This is a genomic window from Streptomyces chumphonensis (genome assembly GCF_014779715.1).
Taxonomy (GTDB): domain Bacteria; phylum Actinomycetota; class Actinomycetes; order Streptomycetales; family Streptomycetaceae; genus Streptomyces; species Streptomyces chumphonensis.
Genome location: NZ_JACXYU010000008.1, coordinates 127,692 through 141,153 on the forward strand (window position 1 = coordinate 127,692; position 13,462 = coordinate 141,153).

20 protein-coding genes are annotated in these 13,462 nt (G+C 70.6%); 9 read left to right on the plus strand and 11 right to left on the minus strand.

All coding sequences use genetic code 11. From position 1 onward, the window contains the following. Window positions 1-24: 24 nt before the first annotated feature. From IF129_RS16485 to IF129_RS16505, 5 genes are all read left to right on the plus strand, one after another. Window positions 25-921, plus strand: coding sequence for a bifunctional DNA primase/polymerase (locus IF129_RS16485; protein ID WP_191210540.1), 897 nt, complete (start codon window positions 25-27; stop codon window positions 919-921). Next, window positions 918-1,280: a hypothetical protein gene (locus tag IF129_RS16490; protein ID WP_191210551.1), complete on the plus strand. Its 363-nt coding sequence runs from the start codon at window positions 918-920 to the stop codon at window positions 1,278-1,280. The genes IF129_RS16485 and IF129_RS16490 overlap by 4 nt, the downstream gene beginning before the upstream one ends. After that, window positions 1,277-2,527: a DUF3631 domain-containing protein gene (locus IF129_RS16495; RefSeq protein ID WP_191210435.1), complete on the plus strand. Its 1,251-nt coding sequence runs from the start codon at window positions 1,277-1,279 to the stop codon at window positions 2,525-2,527. Before IF129_RS16490 ends, IF129_RS16495 begins: the two co-directional genes overlap by 4 nt. A 183-nt stretch (window positions 2,528-2,710) precedes the next feature. Further along, window positions 2,711-2,899: a helix-turn-helix transcriptional regulator gene (locus tag IF129_RS16500; protein ID WP_191210436.1), complete on the plus strand. Its 189-nt coding sequence runs from the start codon at window positions 2,711-2,713 to the stop codon at window positions 2,897-2,899. A 66-nt stretch (window positions 2,900-2,965) separates the two neighbouring features. Beyond that, window positions 2,966-4,372: a tyrosine-type recombinase/integrase gene (locus tag IF129_RS16505; RefSeq protein WP_191210437.1), complete on the plus strand. Its 1,407-nt coding sequence runs from the start codon at window positions 2,966-2,968 to the stop codon at window positions 4,370-4,372. Window positions 4,373-4,610: 238 nt separating this feature from the next. Here the strand turns inward: IF129_RS16505 and IF129_RS16510 are convergent, their stop codons facing one another. The 11 genes from IF129_RS16510 to IF129_RS16560 all read right to left on the minus strand — a co-directional run bounded on the left by IF129_RS16510 (window position 4,611) and on the right by IF129_RS16560 (window position 11,755). Further along, entirely contained in the window at window positions 4,611-5,789 is a 1,179-nt protein-coding gene (locus IF129_RS16510; RefSeq protein ID WP_191210438.1) for a tyrosine-type recombinase/integrase, read from the minus strand. After that, window positions 5,789-6,001, minus strand: coding sequence for an excisionase family DNA-binding protein (locus IF129_RS16515; protein ID WP_191210439.1), 213 nt, complete (start codon window positions 5,999-6,001; stop codon window positions 5,789-5,791). The genes IF129_RS16510 and IF129_RS16515 overlap by 1 nt, the downstream gene beginning before the upstream one ends. Next, window positions 6,001-7,344, minus strand: coding sequence for a replication initiator (locus tag IF129_RS16520; protein WP_381480520.1), 1,344 nt, complete (start codon window positions 7,342-7,344; stop codon window positions 6,001-6,003). Before IF129_RS16520 ends, IF129_RS16515 begins: the two co-directional genes overlap by 1 nt. A 94-nt stretch (window positions 7,345-7,438) precedes the next feature. Next, window positions 7,439-7,723, minus strand: coding sequence for a SpdD protein (locus IF129_RS16525; RefSeq protein ID WP_191210440.1), 285 nt, complete (start codon window positions 7,721-7,723; stop codon window positions 7,439-7,441). A gap of 14 nt (window positions 7,724-7,737) precedes the next feature. Beyond that, the gene (locus IF129_RS16530) at window positions 7,738-7,935 is read right to left on the minus strand and encodes a hypothetical protein (protein ID WP_191210441.1); all 198 of its coding nucleotides are present in this window, start codon (window positions 7,933-7,935) and stop codon (window positions 7,738-7,740) included. 14 nt (window positions 7,936-7,949) lie between these two features. Continuing rightward, on the minus strand, window positions 7,950-8,141 hold the full coding sequence (locus tag IF129_RS16535; protein WP_191210442.1) for a mobile element transfer protein: 192 nt from the start codon (window positions 8,139-8,141) through the stop codon (window positions 7,950-7,952). 2 nt (window positions 8,142-8,143) lie between these two features. Next, window positions 8,144-8,323 (minus strand): hypothetical protein, encoded by a 180-nt coding sequence (locus IF129_RS16540; RefSeq protein ID WP_191210443.1) that lies wholly within the window; start codon window positions 8,321-8,323, stop codon window positions 8,144-8,146. A gap of 10 nt (window positions 8,324-8,333) precedes the next feature. Continuing rightward, complete coding sequence (locus IF129_RS16545) at window positions 8,334-8,939, minus strand: DUF2637 domain-containing protein (protein ID WP_191210444.1); 606 nt, start codon at window positions 8,937-8,939, stop codon at window positions 8,334-8,336. 82 nt (window positions 8,940-9,021) lie between these two features. After that, window positions 9,022-10,401: an FtsK/SpoIIIE domain-containing protein gene (locus IF129_RS16550; protein WP_191210445.1), complete on the minus strand. Its 1,380-nt coding sequence runs from the start codon at window positions 10,399-10,401 to the stop codon at window positions 9,022-9,024. A gap of 1 nt (window position 10,402) precedes the next feature. Continuing rightward, on the minus strand, window positions 10,403-10,759 hold the full coding sequence (locus IF129_RS16555) for an SCO3933 family regulatory protein (protein ID WP_191210446.1): 357 nt from the start codon (window positions 10,757-10,759) through the stop codon (window positions 10,403-10,405). A 207-nt stretch (window positions 10,760-10,966) separates the two neighbouring features. Then, entirely contained in the window at window positions 10,967-11,755 is a 789-nt protein-coding gene (locus tag IF129_RS16560; RefSeq protein ID WP_191210447.1) for a GntR family transcriptional regulator, read from the minus strand. A 117-nt stretch (window positions 11,756-11,872) separates the two neighbouring features. Here IF129_RS16560 and IF129_RS16565 point away from each other — a divergent pair, with 117 nt between their 5' ends. From IF129_RS16565 to IF129_RS16580, 4 genes are read left to right on the plus strand one after another with little or no spacing between them, the layout of a single operon-like run. After that, a complete protein-coding gene (locus IF129_RS16565; protein ID WP_191210542.1) occupies window positions 11,873-12,280 on the plus strand; it encodes an NUDIX hydrolase in 408 nt (135 codons plus the stop codon). A gap of 45 nt (window positions 12,281-12,325) precedes the next feature. Then, complete coding sequence (locus IF129_RS16570) at window positions 12,326-12,754, plus strand: ATP-binding protein (protein ID WP_191210448.1); 429 nt, start codon at window positions 12,326-12,328, stop codon at window positions 12,752-12,754. Next, window positions 12,748-13,041: a hypothetical protein gene (locus tag IF129_RS16575; protein WP_191210449.1), complete on the plus strand. Its 294-nt coding sequence runs from the start codon at window positions 12,748-12,750 to the stop codon at window positions 13,039-13,041. The genes IF129_RS16570 and IF129_RS16575 overlap by 7 nt, the downstream gene beginning before the upstream one ends. Then, window positions 13,038-13,436 carry a hypothetical protein gene (locus tag IF129_RS16580; RefSeq protein ID WP_191210450.1) on the plus strand — a complete coding sequence of 133 codons (399 nt, stop codon included), beginning with the start codon at window positions 13,038-13,040 and terminating at the stop codon, window positions 13,434-13,436. Before IF129_RS16575 ends, IF129_RS16580 begins: the two co-directional genes overlap by 4 nt. The last annotated feature ends 26 nt before the right edge of the window (window positions 13,437-13,462 follow it).

The following is a 13,462-nucleotide window of genomic DNA, read 5'->3' on the forward strand; positions in this document are numbered from 1 at the left end:
TCAACAGAACTGGAGACCTCCAGCATGACCCATGACCGCAAAACCGTGCTGCTCTCCGCAGCACTGGACGCCGCCGAACGCGGCTGGCCCGTCCACCCCCTGCGTCCCTGCGGCAAGCGTCCCGCCCTCCACGGCGAGAAGGCGTGCACCGGCCAGGGCATCTGCGCCGGTGGGCACGTGAAGTGGGAGCAGCGGGCCACCACCGACCCGGGGCGCATCGAGCGCTGCTGGGCGACGGCGCCGTTCAACGTCGGCATCGCCACCGGGCCGGCCGGGCTCGTTGTCGTCGACCTCGACTTGCCCAAGGACGACAGCAAGACGGGCACGCCGTGCGGCGTGACGAACTTCCGTGCGCTCTGCGAGCGCGCCGGGCAGCCCGTCCCCGCCACGCGCACCGTCCGGACCGCGCGCGGCGGGAAGCACCTGTACTTCCGCGCCCCCGATCGGGTCCAGCTCCGCAACACCCAGGACGAACTCGCCGGCAACATCGACACCCGGGCCTGGGGCGGCTACGTCGTCGCCCCGGGCAGCAATATCCCCGAGGGCACCTACCAGCTCATCGACGACACCCCCGTCACGGAACTCCCGGCATGGCTGCTGGACGCCCTCACCCCGGCGCCGCCGCGGCCGGTCCGGCTGGCCGTGGCCCGCTGCGGGAACCGGCTCGCCGACGCCGTCCTGGAACGGGAGACCGCCGCCGTTGCCGCCACCGCTGAGGGCGGCAGGAACACGCAGCTGCTGGCCAGCGCCCGCGCCGTGGGCCGCTTCGTCGCATGGGGCGACCTCCCCCGCCACCAGGTCGAGGAGGCTTTTCAAGGGGCAGGGGAGGCGGCCGGCCTGGCACCGCAGGAGTGCCGCGCCACCATCCGCAGCGCCCTGAACTGGTCCATCCGCACCGCCCGCCCCCGGGAGACGGCATGAACCACCAGACGCCGCCCCCCGCCCTGAAAAGCCCCACCCGGCGCCCCACCGGCCCGGCAGCCGCCGACACCACCCCGGCCGCGACGGCGGGTGGGGCGCCGAGGAACGCCGCCCGCAAGGGCGTCCTTTCAGCTCTTCGCCCTGACCCGCACCCGGGAGACGGACGCCACCCCGTCGCGTGGCTGCACATCACCGCCCCCGGACGCGGCACGATCCCCGTCGCGACGTCGACGTGCGCGTGCGGGCGGGACCGCAGTGCCGTCGGGCACCGCCAGGTCCTCGCCCTGGCCGAAGAGCACACCGCACACCGCACCCTCTGCCCGCTCCGCAACGCCCAGGAAGGACGGTCAGCCGCATGACCGGCCCCAACGCCACCACCGCGCAGGCCATCGACGGCGCCGCCCTGCTGGACGACGTCGAAGCCTTCCACCGCCGCTTCAACGTCTTCCCCCGCGAAGCCGCCTACGTCGCCGTCGCCCTGTGGGACGCCCACGCCCACCTCATCGACTGCTTCGACTCCACCCCGCGCATCGCGTTCCTCTCCCCCGAGCCGGGCTCGGGGAAGTCGCGGGCGCTGGAGATCGTGGAAACCCTCGTGCCGAACCGGCTGGTGGCCGCGCACGCCACCGCCAACGCCATGTACCGGGCCGTCGGCGACGGGGACCACCTGCCGACCGTGCTGTTCGACGAAGTGGACACCATCTTCGGGCCCAAGGCCGGGGACAACGAGCCCCTGCGCGGCTTCATCAACGCAGGCCACCGCCGAGGCGTCGGCGTCCTGCGCTGCGTCGGGGACGGCTCCCACCAGGAAGCCAAGATGTTCGAGACGTTCTGCGCCGTCGCCATGGCCGGCCTCGGCTCCCTGCCGGACACGATCCTGAGCCGCTCGGTCATCATCCGCATGCGCAAGCGGGCCCCCAACGAGCACGTCGAGTCCTACCGGCTGCGCACCCACGAACCCCAGGGCCACGCCCTGCGGGACCGGCTCGCCGCCTGGGCCGACCAGGTCCGCGACCAGGTCGACGGCGCCTGGCCCACGATGCCCGAGGGCATCAGCGACCGGCCCGCCGACGTGTGGGAACCCCTCCTCGCCGTCGCCGACGCCGCCGGAGGCCACTGGCCCCAGCGGGCCCGCGCCGCCTGCGTCGAGCTGGTCCACGCCGCCCGGGAAGGCGACAAGGCGTCCGTCGGCGTCCAACTCCTCACCGACCTGCGCGACCAGGTCTTCTGCGGAGCCGACCGCATGCCCACCGCCGCCATCCTCGAATGCCTCCACGCCATCGAGGACGCCCCCTGGACCGACATGGACGGCAACGGCAAAGCCCTCACCGCCCGCGGCCTCTCCAAGCTCCTCGGGGACTACGTCACCAGCGAGAACAAGCCCATCCGGCCGCGATCCATCCGAACCGCCGGCGGAGTCCCCAAGGGCTACTACGCCGAAGACCTCACCGACGCCTGGCTTCGCTACTGCCCCCACCCCCCTGAGAAGTCCGCTACATCCGCTACACCCGCTACACACCAGGTCAACGGGGGTGCGGATGTAGCGGAAGAGCTCCCCGGAATCCGCTACATCCACCCCGCAACCGCTACCGGCACCGTCGCCTGACCACCGACACCCACCCCCAGCCGCACGCCCCGGCGTAGCGGCACCTATCCGCTACATCCCGCCCATCCGCTACACCCACACCGGCCCTGACCTGCGGTGTAGCGGATGTAGCGGATGTAGCGGCACCCACAGACGGGGGAAGCGCGAAGCCCCCACCCGAGCCTCGGAAACAGGAGTCGCGTCATGGCACGCACCCAGATGCTCAAGCTCCCCGAAGTCCTCGAAGAGATCGGCATGAGCCGCGCCGCCTTCTACCGCATGCGCGCCCGTGGCAAGGCGCCCCGCATTCGCAAGCTCCCCAACGGCCAGGTTCGTATCAGCCGGAAGGACCTGGACATGTGGTGGGAGCGCTGCGAGCAGAGCGCCGCGTAGGCCGCCGGAACCCGCCGACGAGGGGGCCCGCCATCAGGAGGCGGGCCCCCTTCCTCATGGAGACACATGCTCACGTATGACGTAGACATCTGGTCGATCCGAAAGCGCGCGGGGCGGCCGAAGCCGTACGAGCTGCGCTGGCGGGTCGGCGCCCGCCCACACTCCAAGAGCTTCAAGCTCAAGCCCCAGGCTGACGGTCGCCGCTCGGAACTCATGGCGGCGCTCCGTGACCGTGAACAGTTCGACGAGGACACCGGCCTGCCGGCACGTGAACTCGCCGCCCTCAACTCTCCCAGCTGGTACGAGCACGCCACCGAATACGTGCTCGTGAAGTGGTCCCGAGCCGCAGCCAAGCACCGCGCCGGGATCGCGGAAGCGCTGGCGGTGGTCATTCCGACGCTCGTCACGACGCATCGTGGGGCGCCGGAACAGAGGGCGATGCGGGCCGCGCTCTACCAGTGGGCGTTTCGCGCCGTCCTCGGACCCGACGGCAAGCTGGTCGCTCGCCATGTCGCCGAGGAGGCCCCGGACGACATCTCGGCTGCGCTCGCATGGCTTTCTCAGCATTCGATGAAGGTGAAGGAGTTGGAGAATCCGGCGCTGCTTCGTCCTGCTCTCGAAGCGCTCTCCCGCCGCTTGGATGGTCAGCAGGCGGCGGAGAACACGGCTCGAAGAAAGCGCATGGTGCTCAGCAACTTCCTGCGCTACACCGTGGAGGAAAAGGGGCTGCTGTCCGCCAACCCTCTTCGTCGGGTCGACTGGACGCCGCCGCAGACGGAAGACGAGATCGACTTCCGGTACGTCCCAGGCCCCGCGCTGGCCCGCCGGCTGATCCACGCCGTGCGGGACTCCGGCCCACGCGGCCGGCACCTTGCCGCCTTCTTCGGGTGCCTCTACTACGCCGCCATGCGCCCTGGTGAAATCGCTTCGCTGAAGGTCTCGCACTGCACCTTGCCGCCGGATACACCTGCGGCGGCCGAGCAGTGGGGTGAACTGCTGTTGGGCGAGAGTCGGCCGGAGGTGGGCGGCGGCTGGACAGATGACGGCGCGTCATACGAGGCCCGGGGCCTGAAGCGTCGGGCGAGGACGGCGACTCGGTCCGTGCCCGTCCCGCCCATCCTCGTGACGATGCTCCGGGACCACATCGCCGCGTACGGCACCGCCGAGGACGGTCGGCTGTTCAGGGCCGCCCAGGGCGGCCGGGTGCGCTCAACCGAGTACTGCGAGTTGTGGGACGGCGCCCGCAGCGCGGTGCTGTCGGAGCAGGAGGCGAAAACGCCTCTGGCTTCGGTGCCCTACTCGCTCCGCCATGCGGGGGTCTCGCTGTGGATCAAGGCGGGCGTGGACCCGGCTGAGGTCGCCGAGCGGGCGGGGCACAGCATCGCTGTGCTGTACCGCTTCTACGCGAAGATTCTCAAGGGCGACCAGGCCCGCTCGAACCGGCTCATCGCCCAGGGCCTCGCCGAGGAGTAGGGGCCCTGCCTTGGCCCACAGATGGCCCATACGTACTGGTCAACGCTGGTACACGGGCGACCCAGGGTGAGACAGGGTGAACGCCGAAGAGGTGTCCCGCTGTGCGGGACACCCCTTCTGAGCTGGGCGTTCTACGACCTGGGCGGAGGCGGTGGGATTTGAACCCACGGTGACATCGCTGCCACGACGGTTTTCAAGACCTTCCCGGGCTCGACGGGTTACCGCACATCAGCCCAGGTCAGCGATCCGTCTCGGCCTCACCGTCTGTCGTCTCGCCGTCGTCGTGCCCTCCCCGTGCCCTTCTGGGTTCCGCGTGCCCCGTGAACCAGGCGTCCGAGGCGTCGGCGACTTCGGAGTCACGGCCTGCCACCGGTCGAGCGTAGTGGCGCGTCGTCACACTCGCGTTGGAGTGCCCGAGCCGATGTGCCGCCGTCATCACTCCGTACCGGTCGGCGACCCATGTGCCGTGCGAGGCCCGGAGGTCGTGCGGGGTGAGGTCCGTCAGTCCGGCCGCCTCCACCGCCGGGTCGAAGTACGCCTTGCGCCACTGGTTGTAGCGCAGTGCCCCACCCTTGGAGTTCGTGAACAGCAGCGTGTCACCCTCTCCCGGCAACCGGTCGAGGTGTGCTGCCAATCGCTCCATGAGGGACGGCGCCAGGGTCAGCGTTCGCTTCTGGTGCGACTTCGGGGTGTCGAAGACGAGGGCGCCGTTGGCTTCGGCCAGATTCTCGTCAACGACGACTCTCCGAGCGGCGACGTCGATGTCGGACCGACGCAGCGCGAAGGCTTCGCCCACCCTCAGCCCCGCGAAGGCCAAGAGCGCGATCAGCAGGTCGTTCGGGTACGCCGCGTTGGCCACGACGCGTGATGCCTCCTGCGGCGTGAGGATATGGGGGTCGGTCTGCGGCATCCTCGGCAGCCGAACGCCCCGGCACGGCGTCGCCGCGATCAACCCGTTGTCCACGGCCGACGCCATGATCTGCGACAGCACGCGGTACGCCTGACGGATGCGGGACGGACTGAGGCCGGCCGACTTCATCGCGGCGACCCACTCCGCAACGGTGATCGGCCGAACGGCAGCCAGCTCCCGACTGCCGAGCGCCGGGTTGATGCGCGAGACGATCAGCGACCGGTACGACGCCCGCGTCTTGTGCTTGAGCTGCGGAGCCACCGAGGCCAGCCACCGCGCACCCCACGCCTCTACCGTCGTCTGTCCCTGCTCAGGGTCGAGCCACCGGCCCTCTTCGATCTCCACCCGCTTCTTCGCGAGCCACAGATCGGCATCCGTCACGGTGGCGAACGTCCGGTCCGCCGGGCGGAGAACCCCGTCCGGACCCGGGTACCGCACCTGATAGCGGCCGGATGGGAGCTTCCGTACACGGCCGAAGCCACGGCGCCGCTTGCGCTGGGGAGGCATCAGACCACCGCCCGGAAGCGACGCCGAGAGCGGCAAGCAACGGGAGCGACCGTGTGCTCCCGGACGTAGTCACCGACCGCACTCTCAGGGATGCGGACATGGCGGCCCACCTTCACGAAGGTGATACGCCGCTCTTCCACCAGCCGTCGCGGGAAGCGGATCGAGGTCCCCAACCGATCGGCGACCTCAGCCACGGTGAGCAGTCGGTCCATCAGCCATCTCCTTCCGTGCGCTGTGCGTTCAGTACGTCGGTGAGCCAGCGTTCGCCGTCGGTCAGGCCGGTTCCGGCGTAGGCCCAGTGGGCGAGGACGAGCGTGGAGTCGGCCAGCGCCTGGCCGTCGTCGCCGTCGGCAAGTGCGGCTTGGAGGCGTCGCCACTCGGCTCGGGCGTTGCGCAGCGTCGTGAGGGTGGTCGAGTAGCGGCGGGTCTTGGTGGAGAAGTGGCCGCGGAAGCCGAGCATGTGGGCCCAGGCACGGAGCCGGAGGTGTTCGAGGTCCTGGCGGGCACCCAGCTCCCAGCAGGTGCGGATCAGGCGGCGTGCGTGATCGGTGATCTCGGCGTCTGCCAGCTCGGCCAGAAAGCGGATGCGGCGGTCAAGGGTGCCGGTCGCTGTCTCGGCGCCCTTGGTCGCGTACTTGGCGATGTAGCCCGCTACGGCGCGATCGGTCAGCTCGGTCCCGCCGTCGAAGTCGGCCGAGCGGATGACGCGGACGTCGAGTTGGCGCCCGAAGACGAACGTGTGCTCACGCCCGTCGATGACCGGGCCGACGACGCGGGCAGCGGAAGCGGCGGCCCGGATGGCATCGGTCAACAACTCGGCGGTTGCCCACGAGGGTGGGGGCGTGTGCCCACCGTCCGGGCCGTCGAGGCGGATGACGGCGTGGAAGTGGACGGCGCCGCGCCGCTGGTACTCGGCGACCTTGGCGAAGGAGACGCGCGCGAAGCGGCGGAAGGCGCGTTGGATGAGCCCGGCGCGCTTGGCGATCTCCCGGCGGAGGTAGATGGAGAAGCGGCGCCACAGGGCCCCGGCGTGGGCGTTCCAGAGCACTGCCGCTTCGTAGTCGTACCGTTCCGCGTCCAGCGGCGTGCCGAGGGCAGGGTCGTCGGGTGCGTGGACGGTGCCGCAGCGGCAGGCGGAGCGGCTGCTCGGTCGGTTGTGGACGGGTCCGAAGCTGGGAGCGGTGAAGGTGGCGAAGACGCGTGGGTGGGCGGCGACCTCTTCGGGGGTGCCCTTGCCGCCGCGCAGTCCGGCGGTGATCAGGTGGTAGGTGTCGCGGCGGTAGGTCTCGGCGCAGGTGGCGCACCGGGTGGTGCGGCGGTTGTTGCAGCGGACGAGCAGGTGCCCGGCGGGCAGGGCGGTCGAGTCGAGGTGGTGCAGGACGGCGCCGATCTCACCGGTGGCCGTGTCGAGACGGTGTTCGGTGCGGTGGCCGTCGAGCCGGATGGGCCGGGCGCACCCGCCGAGGGTGCCGAGCTGCCGGACGAGGCCGGGCAGTTGCCCGTACCGGGCGAGACGGTTCAGCTCCGTGGGCGGGGGAGCGGTGTCACGGGCGATGATGGTCTTCTCCTTGTCTGGCTGGTGTCGGGCGAGGGGTTGGCCCGTCGGGGCGGCGGATGCTTGGCGGTATCGAGGCCGCCCCGACGGGCGCTCAGCGGTTGCGCTGGGAGGTGAGCAGCGAGCGCAGGACGACTCCGGTGATCGCGACGGAGACGGCGGTGACGGCGACGGCCGTCAGGAGGGCGGTCAGCACGACGCCGCCCAGGAGCACGCCGACCACGGCGCCACTCCGGCCGGAGAGCAGCGACGGCGACGCAGTCCTGGTAGCCGCCGGTATCGGGCTCGCGGTCTGGCAGGAGCAGAGGCTCGGGTGCACGGCGGCGTGCGGTTGAGCCGGTACCTGCGGCGGGGTCGGCAGTTCGGGGCGGAAGAACATGGCGGGGTGTCCTTTCACTCGTTGGTCGTGCCGTTGATGACGTCGACCCCGGTCCGGGTGCCGGAGTCGATGGCGGGGGCCAGGAAGGTCTGGTTGAGGTAGAAGCCGAAGAGGGCGATGACCACGACGACCCAGGTGCGGACGCCGAGGAACTTCACGGCGGCCCAGGCGGTGACGCCCAGGACCAGGACGAGGGGCAGGGAGACGGTCACGGCGAGAGCTCCTGTCAGCGGACGGGGCAGCGGTGGGTACGGGCAGCCAATTCGGCGGCGGCGCGGGAGTCGTAGTCGGCGGAGAAGCCGCAGCGCGGGGCGGTGCACGCGGCGGTGTGCTTCTCACGGCCCCGTCCGTCGTAGGCGGTGCCGACCTGTACGGGGCCGATGCGGAGTACGCGGCGGAAGCGGCGGTTGGCGGTCATGGTCACGCCTCCTGATCGAGGTTGTGGGCGGGGTAGAGGGCGAGGATTCGTGCGGCTTCGGTGTCGTCACCGACGCGTGCGGCGGCTTCCTCGGCCAGGAGCCGGGCCAGGACGAGGCGCCCGGCGGTGGCCATCTCGTCGGCGGCGTCGAGGAAGTCGGCGACGTCGTCATCAGCGGTCATGACAGGCCCTTCACGGGAGCTGGGCGGCGAGTTGCTGGGCGACTGACGGCGGGACCCCGAGGCGGGCACGGAGGGTGTCCGCGTCGATGGGTCGTCCGGTGCGTTCCTGGTGAGCGGTGGCGACCTTGCGCGCGTGCTCGACAAGGGCGGCGGGAACGTCGACCCGAACCGGTTCCGGGTCAGGAACGGCGGGGAGCTTGCTCGGCTCGGAAGGTGGGACGAGGGAGACGCCGGGCTGTTCTTCGCGCTCCGGCGCCGGGCTGTGGGCCAGGAGCGTGCCACCGAGGAAGGCGACGGCCGGCCATCCGGCGACGAGGATGCGCAGCCAGGCCGGGACGTCGTCCAGGTCGAGGAGTCCGGCGGTGGCGATGTTGGCCCCCAACGAGGCCACCAGGGCAACCAGGAACCAGCACCAGGCGGAAGCCGTGTTCTGTCCGGTTCGCAGGCGTCGCCAGGCGGCGACCAGGAGCAGGTCGACGGAGACGGGGTAGGCCCAGGCCATCCAGCCGTGCTGTCCGGCGGCTTCGGCGAGGTCGTGGAGGTGCGCGAAGGACAGGGCACCGGCGATCACCGCTTGGATCAGTACGGCGTCGAGCCGGGCCAGCGAGCGGCGCATCGCGGGACCTCCTTTCGGTTTCGGGCATGGCGGGGTAAGGACGTGGCGCGATGAGGCCGCGCCGACCGGGCGGAACGGGAGATCAGCCGGTGACGGGCCGGGGCTTGGTCAGCGGCATGGGCGGGGCCGCAGCCGGGCGAACAGCGGTAGCGGGCCGGAACGGAGCGAGGGCCGGGACGTCGGGGACCAGTTCGGCCGTCTTCTGGCAGACGGTGGCTGCGTCACTCAGGGAGAGGTACGGGGTGCGGATGCGGGTCCAGCCGCCGGAGGTGTTACCGGCCACGGCGAGGCCGGGCCGTTCCGGGGCGATGGCGCAGGCCGCGCCGACGGCGTCGGGGGCGATGTCCCCGAGGGCCATCTTGGCGGAGGCTTCGTCGTTGACGCGGTGGCAGACGCGGCCGGTGAGCTGGGCCCTGAGCATGGTCGCGCCCTTGCCCAGCTCGGCCCCGAACCGCTGGCCGCAGACTTCCAGGTGGATGCCCGCCGCACGGCCGAGCTGGGCAAGGCGGATGAGCTGGGTGACCATCGCGTCCCGTCGTTCCTCGTCCTTCTTCGTCGCGGTGAGGAACAGTTCGGCCACCTCGTCGACGAACAGCACGACGGGCACCGGACGGTCGGCTTCGGGCAGGCCCCAGACGTCGGAAGTGATCTCTTCGTCCGGGGTGTCGGGCGCGATGCCCTGCCGTGCCTTGACCAGGTCGTAGCGGTCCTCCATCTCCGTTACGAGGGCCGACAGCAACTCGGCGGCTTCGTCCGGGTCGGTGGCCAGGGCGGACAGACGTGCTGAGAACGGCGCCAGTTCCACCCCGCGCTTGCAGTCGATCCCAGCGAGGGCGACCGGCTGACGGGCGAGCCCGGCCACCAGGTTCCGCAGGTACATGGACTTACCCGACAGCGTCGCCCCGAGGGTGAGCTGATGCGGCACGGTCAGGTAGTCGCGCACGAACGGCGTGGCATCTTCCCGCAGCGCGACCGTCACCTTCAGCAGCTCGGCCGGTGCCGACTTCGGCATCCGCACCCGGGTGAGGACGTCGAAGCCGACGAGCCGCAGTTCCACCACACCCGGCTTGACCGGCGTCACGTGGACGGCGTGTACGCCCCAGGCGTGACGCAGCCGTTCGGCCGAGGCGGCGAAGTCGGCGGGCTCCTGCCCCGGTGCCAGCCGCAGCCGAAGCCGAAGCCCGGTGGACGTCGGCCGCATGAGGCCCCGCCGAGGCGGAACCGGCCGCACCTCACGACGAGTCGTGGCGTGCACGGCGAGAGCCCGCAGCCGGGTCGGGGCCACCGTCAGCCCACAGGACTCCATCACCGACCCGTACGAGGCCAGTAGCCGCCCGACCGACAGCGGCAGGCCGACGGTGTTCCAGTAGAGGGCCGGGTGACGGACTCGGGCCCAGGCGGCCCCGCCGCCGAGCGCGACGAGGGGGCCACCCAGCTCCAGTAGGTGCAGCAGCTCGGACACCTCAGACCCCCGCACCGGCCGCAGCGGGGACGGCGCCAGCGGTGACGGCGGCGGCCCGGTAGGCGATGCCGTGCCGCTGCTGGCCGTTGAACACCGACTCCCACGGCCGGGCGACCAGGCCGGGCAGCGCGACCGGCGAGCCGAGGGCCAGCCCCTCCACGACACCGCTCTCGGGAACGGTGACGTGGATGAGCGAGGACTCCCCTTCGTCGATGTAGACCACGCCGACCTTCATCAGCGCCTCGCCGCTCACGGCGTCCTTCGCGATCTCTCCCGTCTGGCGGTCCCGCACCTTCGGCTGGGGAGCTTCGGTCAGGAGAATCGTCGCGGTGGAGGTCTCAACTCGGATGGAACGCACGGGATGTGTCTCCTTCGTGTCAGCCTCAGCCATTAACACCTAGTCGTCTAGACAAGATGCGCCAGGCCGAGAGGTTCGACCGGGAACGCGAACCACTGTGCCACAGGACTTGCCCACTCGTCTATACGAGTATGCCTCTCGGTGTGTACGAGTTCGGCGGCGGCGAACCTCCCGAGGCGTCGTCAACACCCGTGCGACACCCGCTTCCTACGTGGCAGGCAGCTGGTAGGACAGGACGTAGGCGTCCGCAGCCATCACCGTGTCGCACACCTCCACGGCTCGCCCCTTGGTGTCGTAAGCCGTCCGCACGAGGTGGATGACCGGCACTCCGGAGGCCAGGCGCAGCGTCTTGATCTCCTGCGGGGAGGGCATCCGGGCGCGGATCTCCTCCTCGAAGTGGTCGAGCTTGTGCCCCAGCTCCTCCAGCCGGGCGTAGATGCCGCCGGGGCCGGGGTTCGGTTGGGCGATCGGCGTATCGCGGGCCAGGTCCAGCGGCAGGTACGACGTGGCGAACTCCACCGGCCGCCCGTCGAGCAGGTACCGCCGACGCCGCGCGAGCACCCGCCGGGGCGCACCCAGCCGGGCGGAGACGTCAGCCGACGGCCGTTCCTCCTTGACCTCCAGGTTGTCCACCTCGGGCCGACTCCCCGCGGCTTCGGCCTCCATGGTGAAGGCCGACTTACCCTGCTCACGGTGACGCCGGGCGAACCGGTCGGAGGCCAGCCGACGGACCGGCGGACGCGGCCGGACGAAGACACCCTTGCCGTGCTCCGAGGAGACCAGCCCCTCACTCTGGAGCATCGACAGCGCGTTGCGGACCGTCATCCGGGACACCCCGAAGTGATCCACCAACTCCGACTCCGAGGGCAGCTTGGCGCCCTCCGCGAAGCGGCCCTTGTCGATGGCCTCCCGCAGGTGATCAGCGATCTGTCGAAACACGGCGCGATCACTGGTCGGGTCCAGCGAGCCGAGCAGGCCGGAAGGAAGAGCGACCATGTGTACTCCTTTGGATATCTAGACGAGAGGCTGAGTCCTGTTGCTACCGTGAGAGAGCCTAGCCAGCCGACAGAACGAGAGCCGCCGAACGTGAGCACTGCCGAGCGCCCCCACTCCGTGAGCGTCGCCGGGGTGATCGTGGACGACCACGGCCGCGCCCTGCTCATCAAGCGACGCGACAACGGCCACTGGGAGCCGCCCGGCGGCGTCGTCGAGGCCGGCGAAACCCTGCCCGAGGCCCTCCAGCGCGAGGTACTCGAAGAGACCGGCATCAAGATCGCCACCCCGGCGGCCCTGACCGGCGTCTACAAGAACATGAAGGGCCTGATCGTCTCCCTGGTCTTCCGCTGCGAGGCCGTCGACGGTCAGCCCACCACCGGCGACGAGACCAAGGCCCTGCGCTGGGCCACGCGCGAAGAGGTCTCCGAGCTGGCCGACGAGGCGTACGCGATCCGCGTCCTGGACGCACTCGACGCCACGTCGCCGCCCGCCATCCGCGCTCACGACGGGGTCAAACTCGTCTAGCACACACCCACGGTCCACAGCGGCCACCAGCACAGGAGAACTTATATGCACGAGTATACGAGCACATGCCGCGTCTGGGAACTCCTCCTGCCCGGACTCCCCGAAGAGGTCAGCCGCGCCCGCCGCTGGACCCGTGACCTCCTCCACGACACCCCGTGCGCCGACGACGCCGCCCTCATCGTCACCGAACTGGGAGCCAACGCCGTCACCCACACCACCAGCCGGACCTTGCGCATCACGATCACGGTCGCCACCGAGGGCGTCACGATCGCCGTCACCGACACGGGGAGGAGCAACACCAGCCCGCGTCTCCACCAGGCCGACGACCATTCCATCCACGGCCGCGGCCTCAGCATCGTCGCCACCCTCGCAGCGCAGCTCACCGTGACGCCCACATCTCAGGGCCACACCGTCACCGCCCACCTGCCCATCGAGGCAGCCCACCGTCCCCGTGCCCTGGCCCGCTCATGCTGACCCGCCCCATCCACTGCCACGCCACCGCGCACACCGGGCAACGCCGATTCCTACTGGCCGCAGACCTCACCCGAAACCCCCGCCTGGCCCTGCGATGGCTTCGCAGCCGAACCCACCACATCGCCACCCAACTGGACCCGCCCTACGCACGCCCCTTACGGCACTGGCTCACCGACGAAGCCGAACACGAACACGCCCTCCACCTCCTCGTACACGGGCACCCGTACACCCTCACCGCCTACGACGACGAAGCCCGCTACGTCTTCCACGCGGAGCCCACCCGATGACCCGACGCGGAGCGCTCACGACACCCGGCATCTGGTGCGAATGCCTGACCCGTGACCCGGCAAGCGGCGCACCCCGCACCCTGGCCACCTTCGACGCCACGACACCCGGTCAGGGAATCCGCTGGATCCGCGTGGCCTTGCGTGCCATCGCGCCGGCCCTCCACGGCAGAGCACGCACCAAGGCATGGCACTGGCTCGAAGCCGAACACACAGACGCCCAACGCGACCTCAACTTCGGCGAACCCCACACCCTCACCATCACCCAAGGCACCACCCGGATCACCTGGACAGCCCGCCCGGTCACCTTCCTTACCCTTGCCCACCGGACCACCAGCGCCCTACCACCCTGCGCCGAACTCCTCACCCACACCGACCTCAGCACGAGGGGCGAGTAACAACTTTCTCTACGTCTTCAAGGCGG

Excerpts from the sequence above, each read along its gene's own strand:
- IF129_RS16485 (WP_191210540.1), top strand. The coding sequence starts at position 25 with ATGACCCATGACCGCAAAACCGTGCTGCTCTCCGCAGCACTGGACGCC.
- IF129_RS16490 (WP_191210551.1), top strand. The coding sequence starts at position 918 with ATGAACCACCAGACGCCGCCCCCCGCCCTGAAAAGCCCCACCCGGCGC.
- IF129_RS16495 (WP_191210435.1), top strand. The coding sequence starts at position 1,277 with ATGACCGGCCCCAACGCCACCACCGCGCAGGCCATCGACGGCGCCGCC.
- IF129_RS16500 (WP_191210436.1), top strand. The coding sequence starts at position 2,711 with ATGGCACGCACCCAGATGCTCAAGCTCCCCGAAGTCCTCGAAGAGATC.
- IF129_RS16505 (WP_191210437.1), top strand. The coding sequence starts at position 2,966 with ATGCTCACGTATGACGTAGACATCTGGTCGATCCGAAAGCGCGCGGGG.
- IF129_RS16510 (WP_191210438.1), bottom strand. The coding sequence starts at position 5,789 with ATGCCTCCCCAGCGCAAGCGGCGCCGTGGCTTCGGCCGTGTACGGAAG.
- IF129_RS16515 (WP_191210439.1), bottom strand. The coding sequence starts at position 6,001 with ATGGACCGACTGCTCACCGTGGCTGAGGTCGCCGATCGGTTGGGGACC.
- IF129_RS16525 (WP_191210440.1), bottom strand. The coding sequence starts at position 7,723 with ATGTTCTTCCGCCCCGAACTGCCGACCCCGCCGCAGGTACCGGCTCAA.
- IF129_RS16535 (WP_191210442.1), bottom strand. The coding sequence starts at position 8,141 with ATGACCGCCAACCGCCGCTTCCGCCGCGTACTCCGCATCGGCCCCGTA.
- IF129_RS16540 (WP_191210443.1), bottom strand. The coding sequence starts at position 8,323 with ATGACCGCTGATGACGACGTCGCCGACTTCCTCGACGCCGCCGACGAG.
- IF129_RS16545 (WP_191210444.1), bottom strand. The coding sequence starts at position 8,939 with ATGCGCCGCTCGCTGGCCCGGCTCGACGCCGTACTGATCCAAGCGGTG.
- IF129_RS16560 (WP_191210447.1), bottom strand. The coding sequence starts at position 11,755 with ATGGTCGCTCTTCCTTCCGGCCTGCTCGGCTCGCTGGACCCGACCAGT.
- IF129_RS16570 (WP_191210448.1), top strand. The coding sequence starts at position 12,326 with ATGCACGAGTATACGAGCACATGCCGCGTCTGGGAACTCCTCCTGCCC.
- IF129_RS16575 (WP_191210449.1), top strand. The coding sequence starts at position 12,748 with ATGCTGACCCGCCCCATCCACTGCCACGCCACCGCGCACACCGGGCAA.
- IF129_RS16580 (WP_191210450.1), top strand. The coding sequence starts at position 13,038 with ATGACCCGACGCGGAGCGCTCACGACACCCGGCATCTGGTGCGAATGC.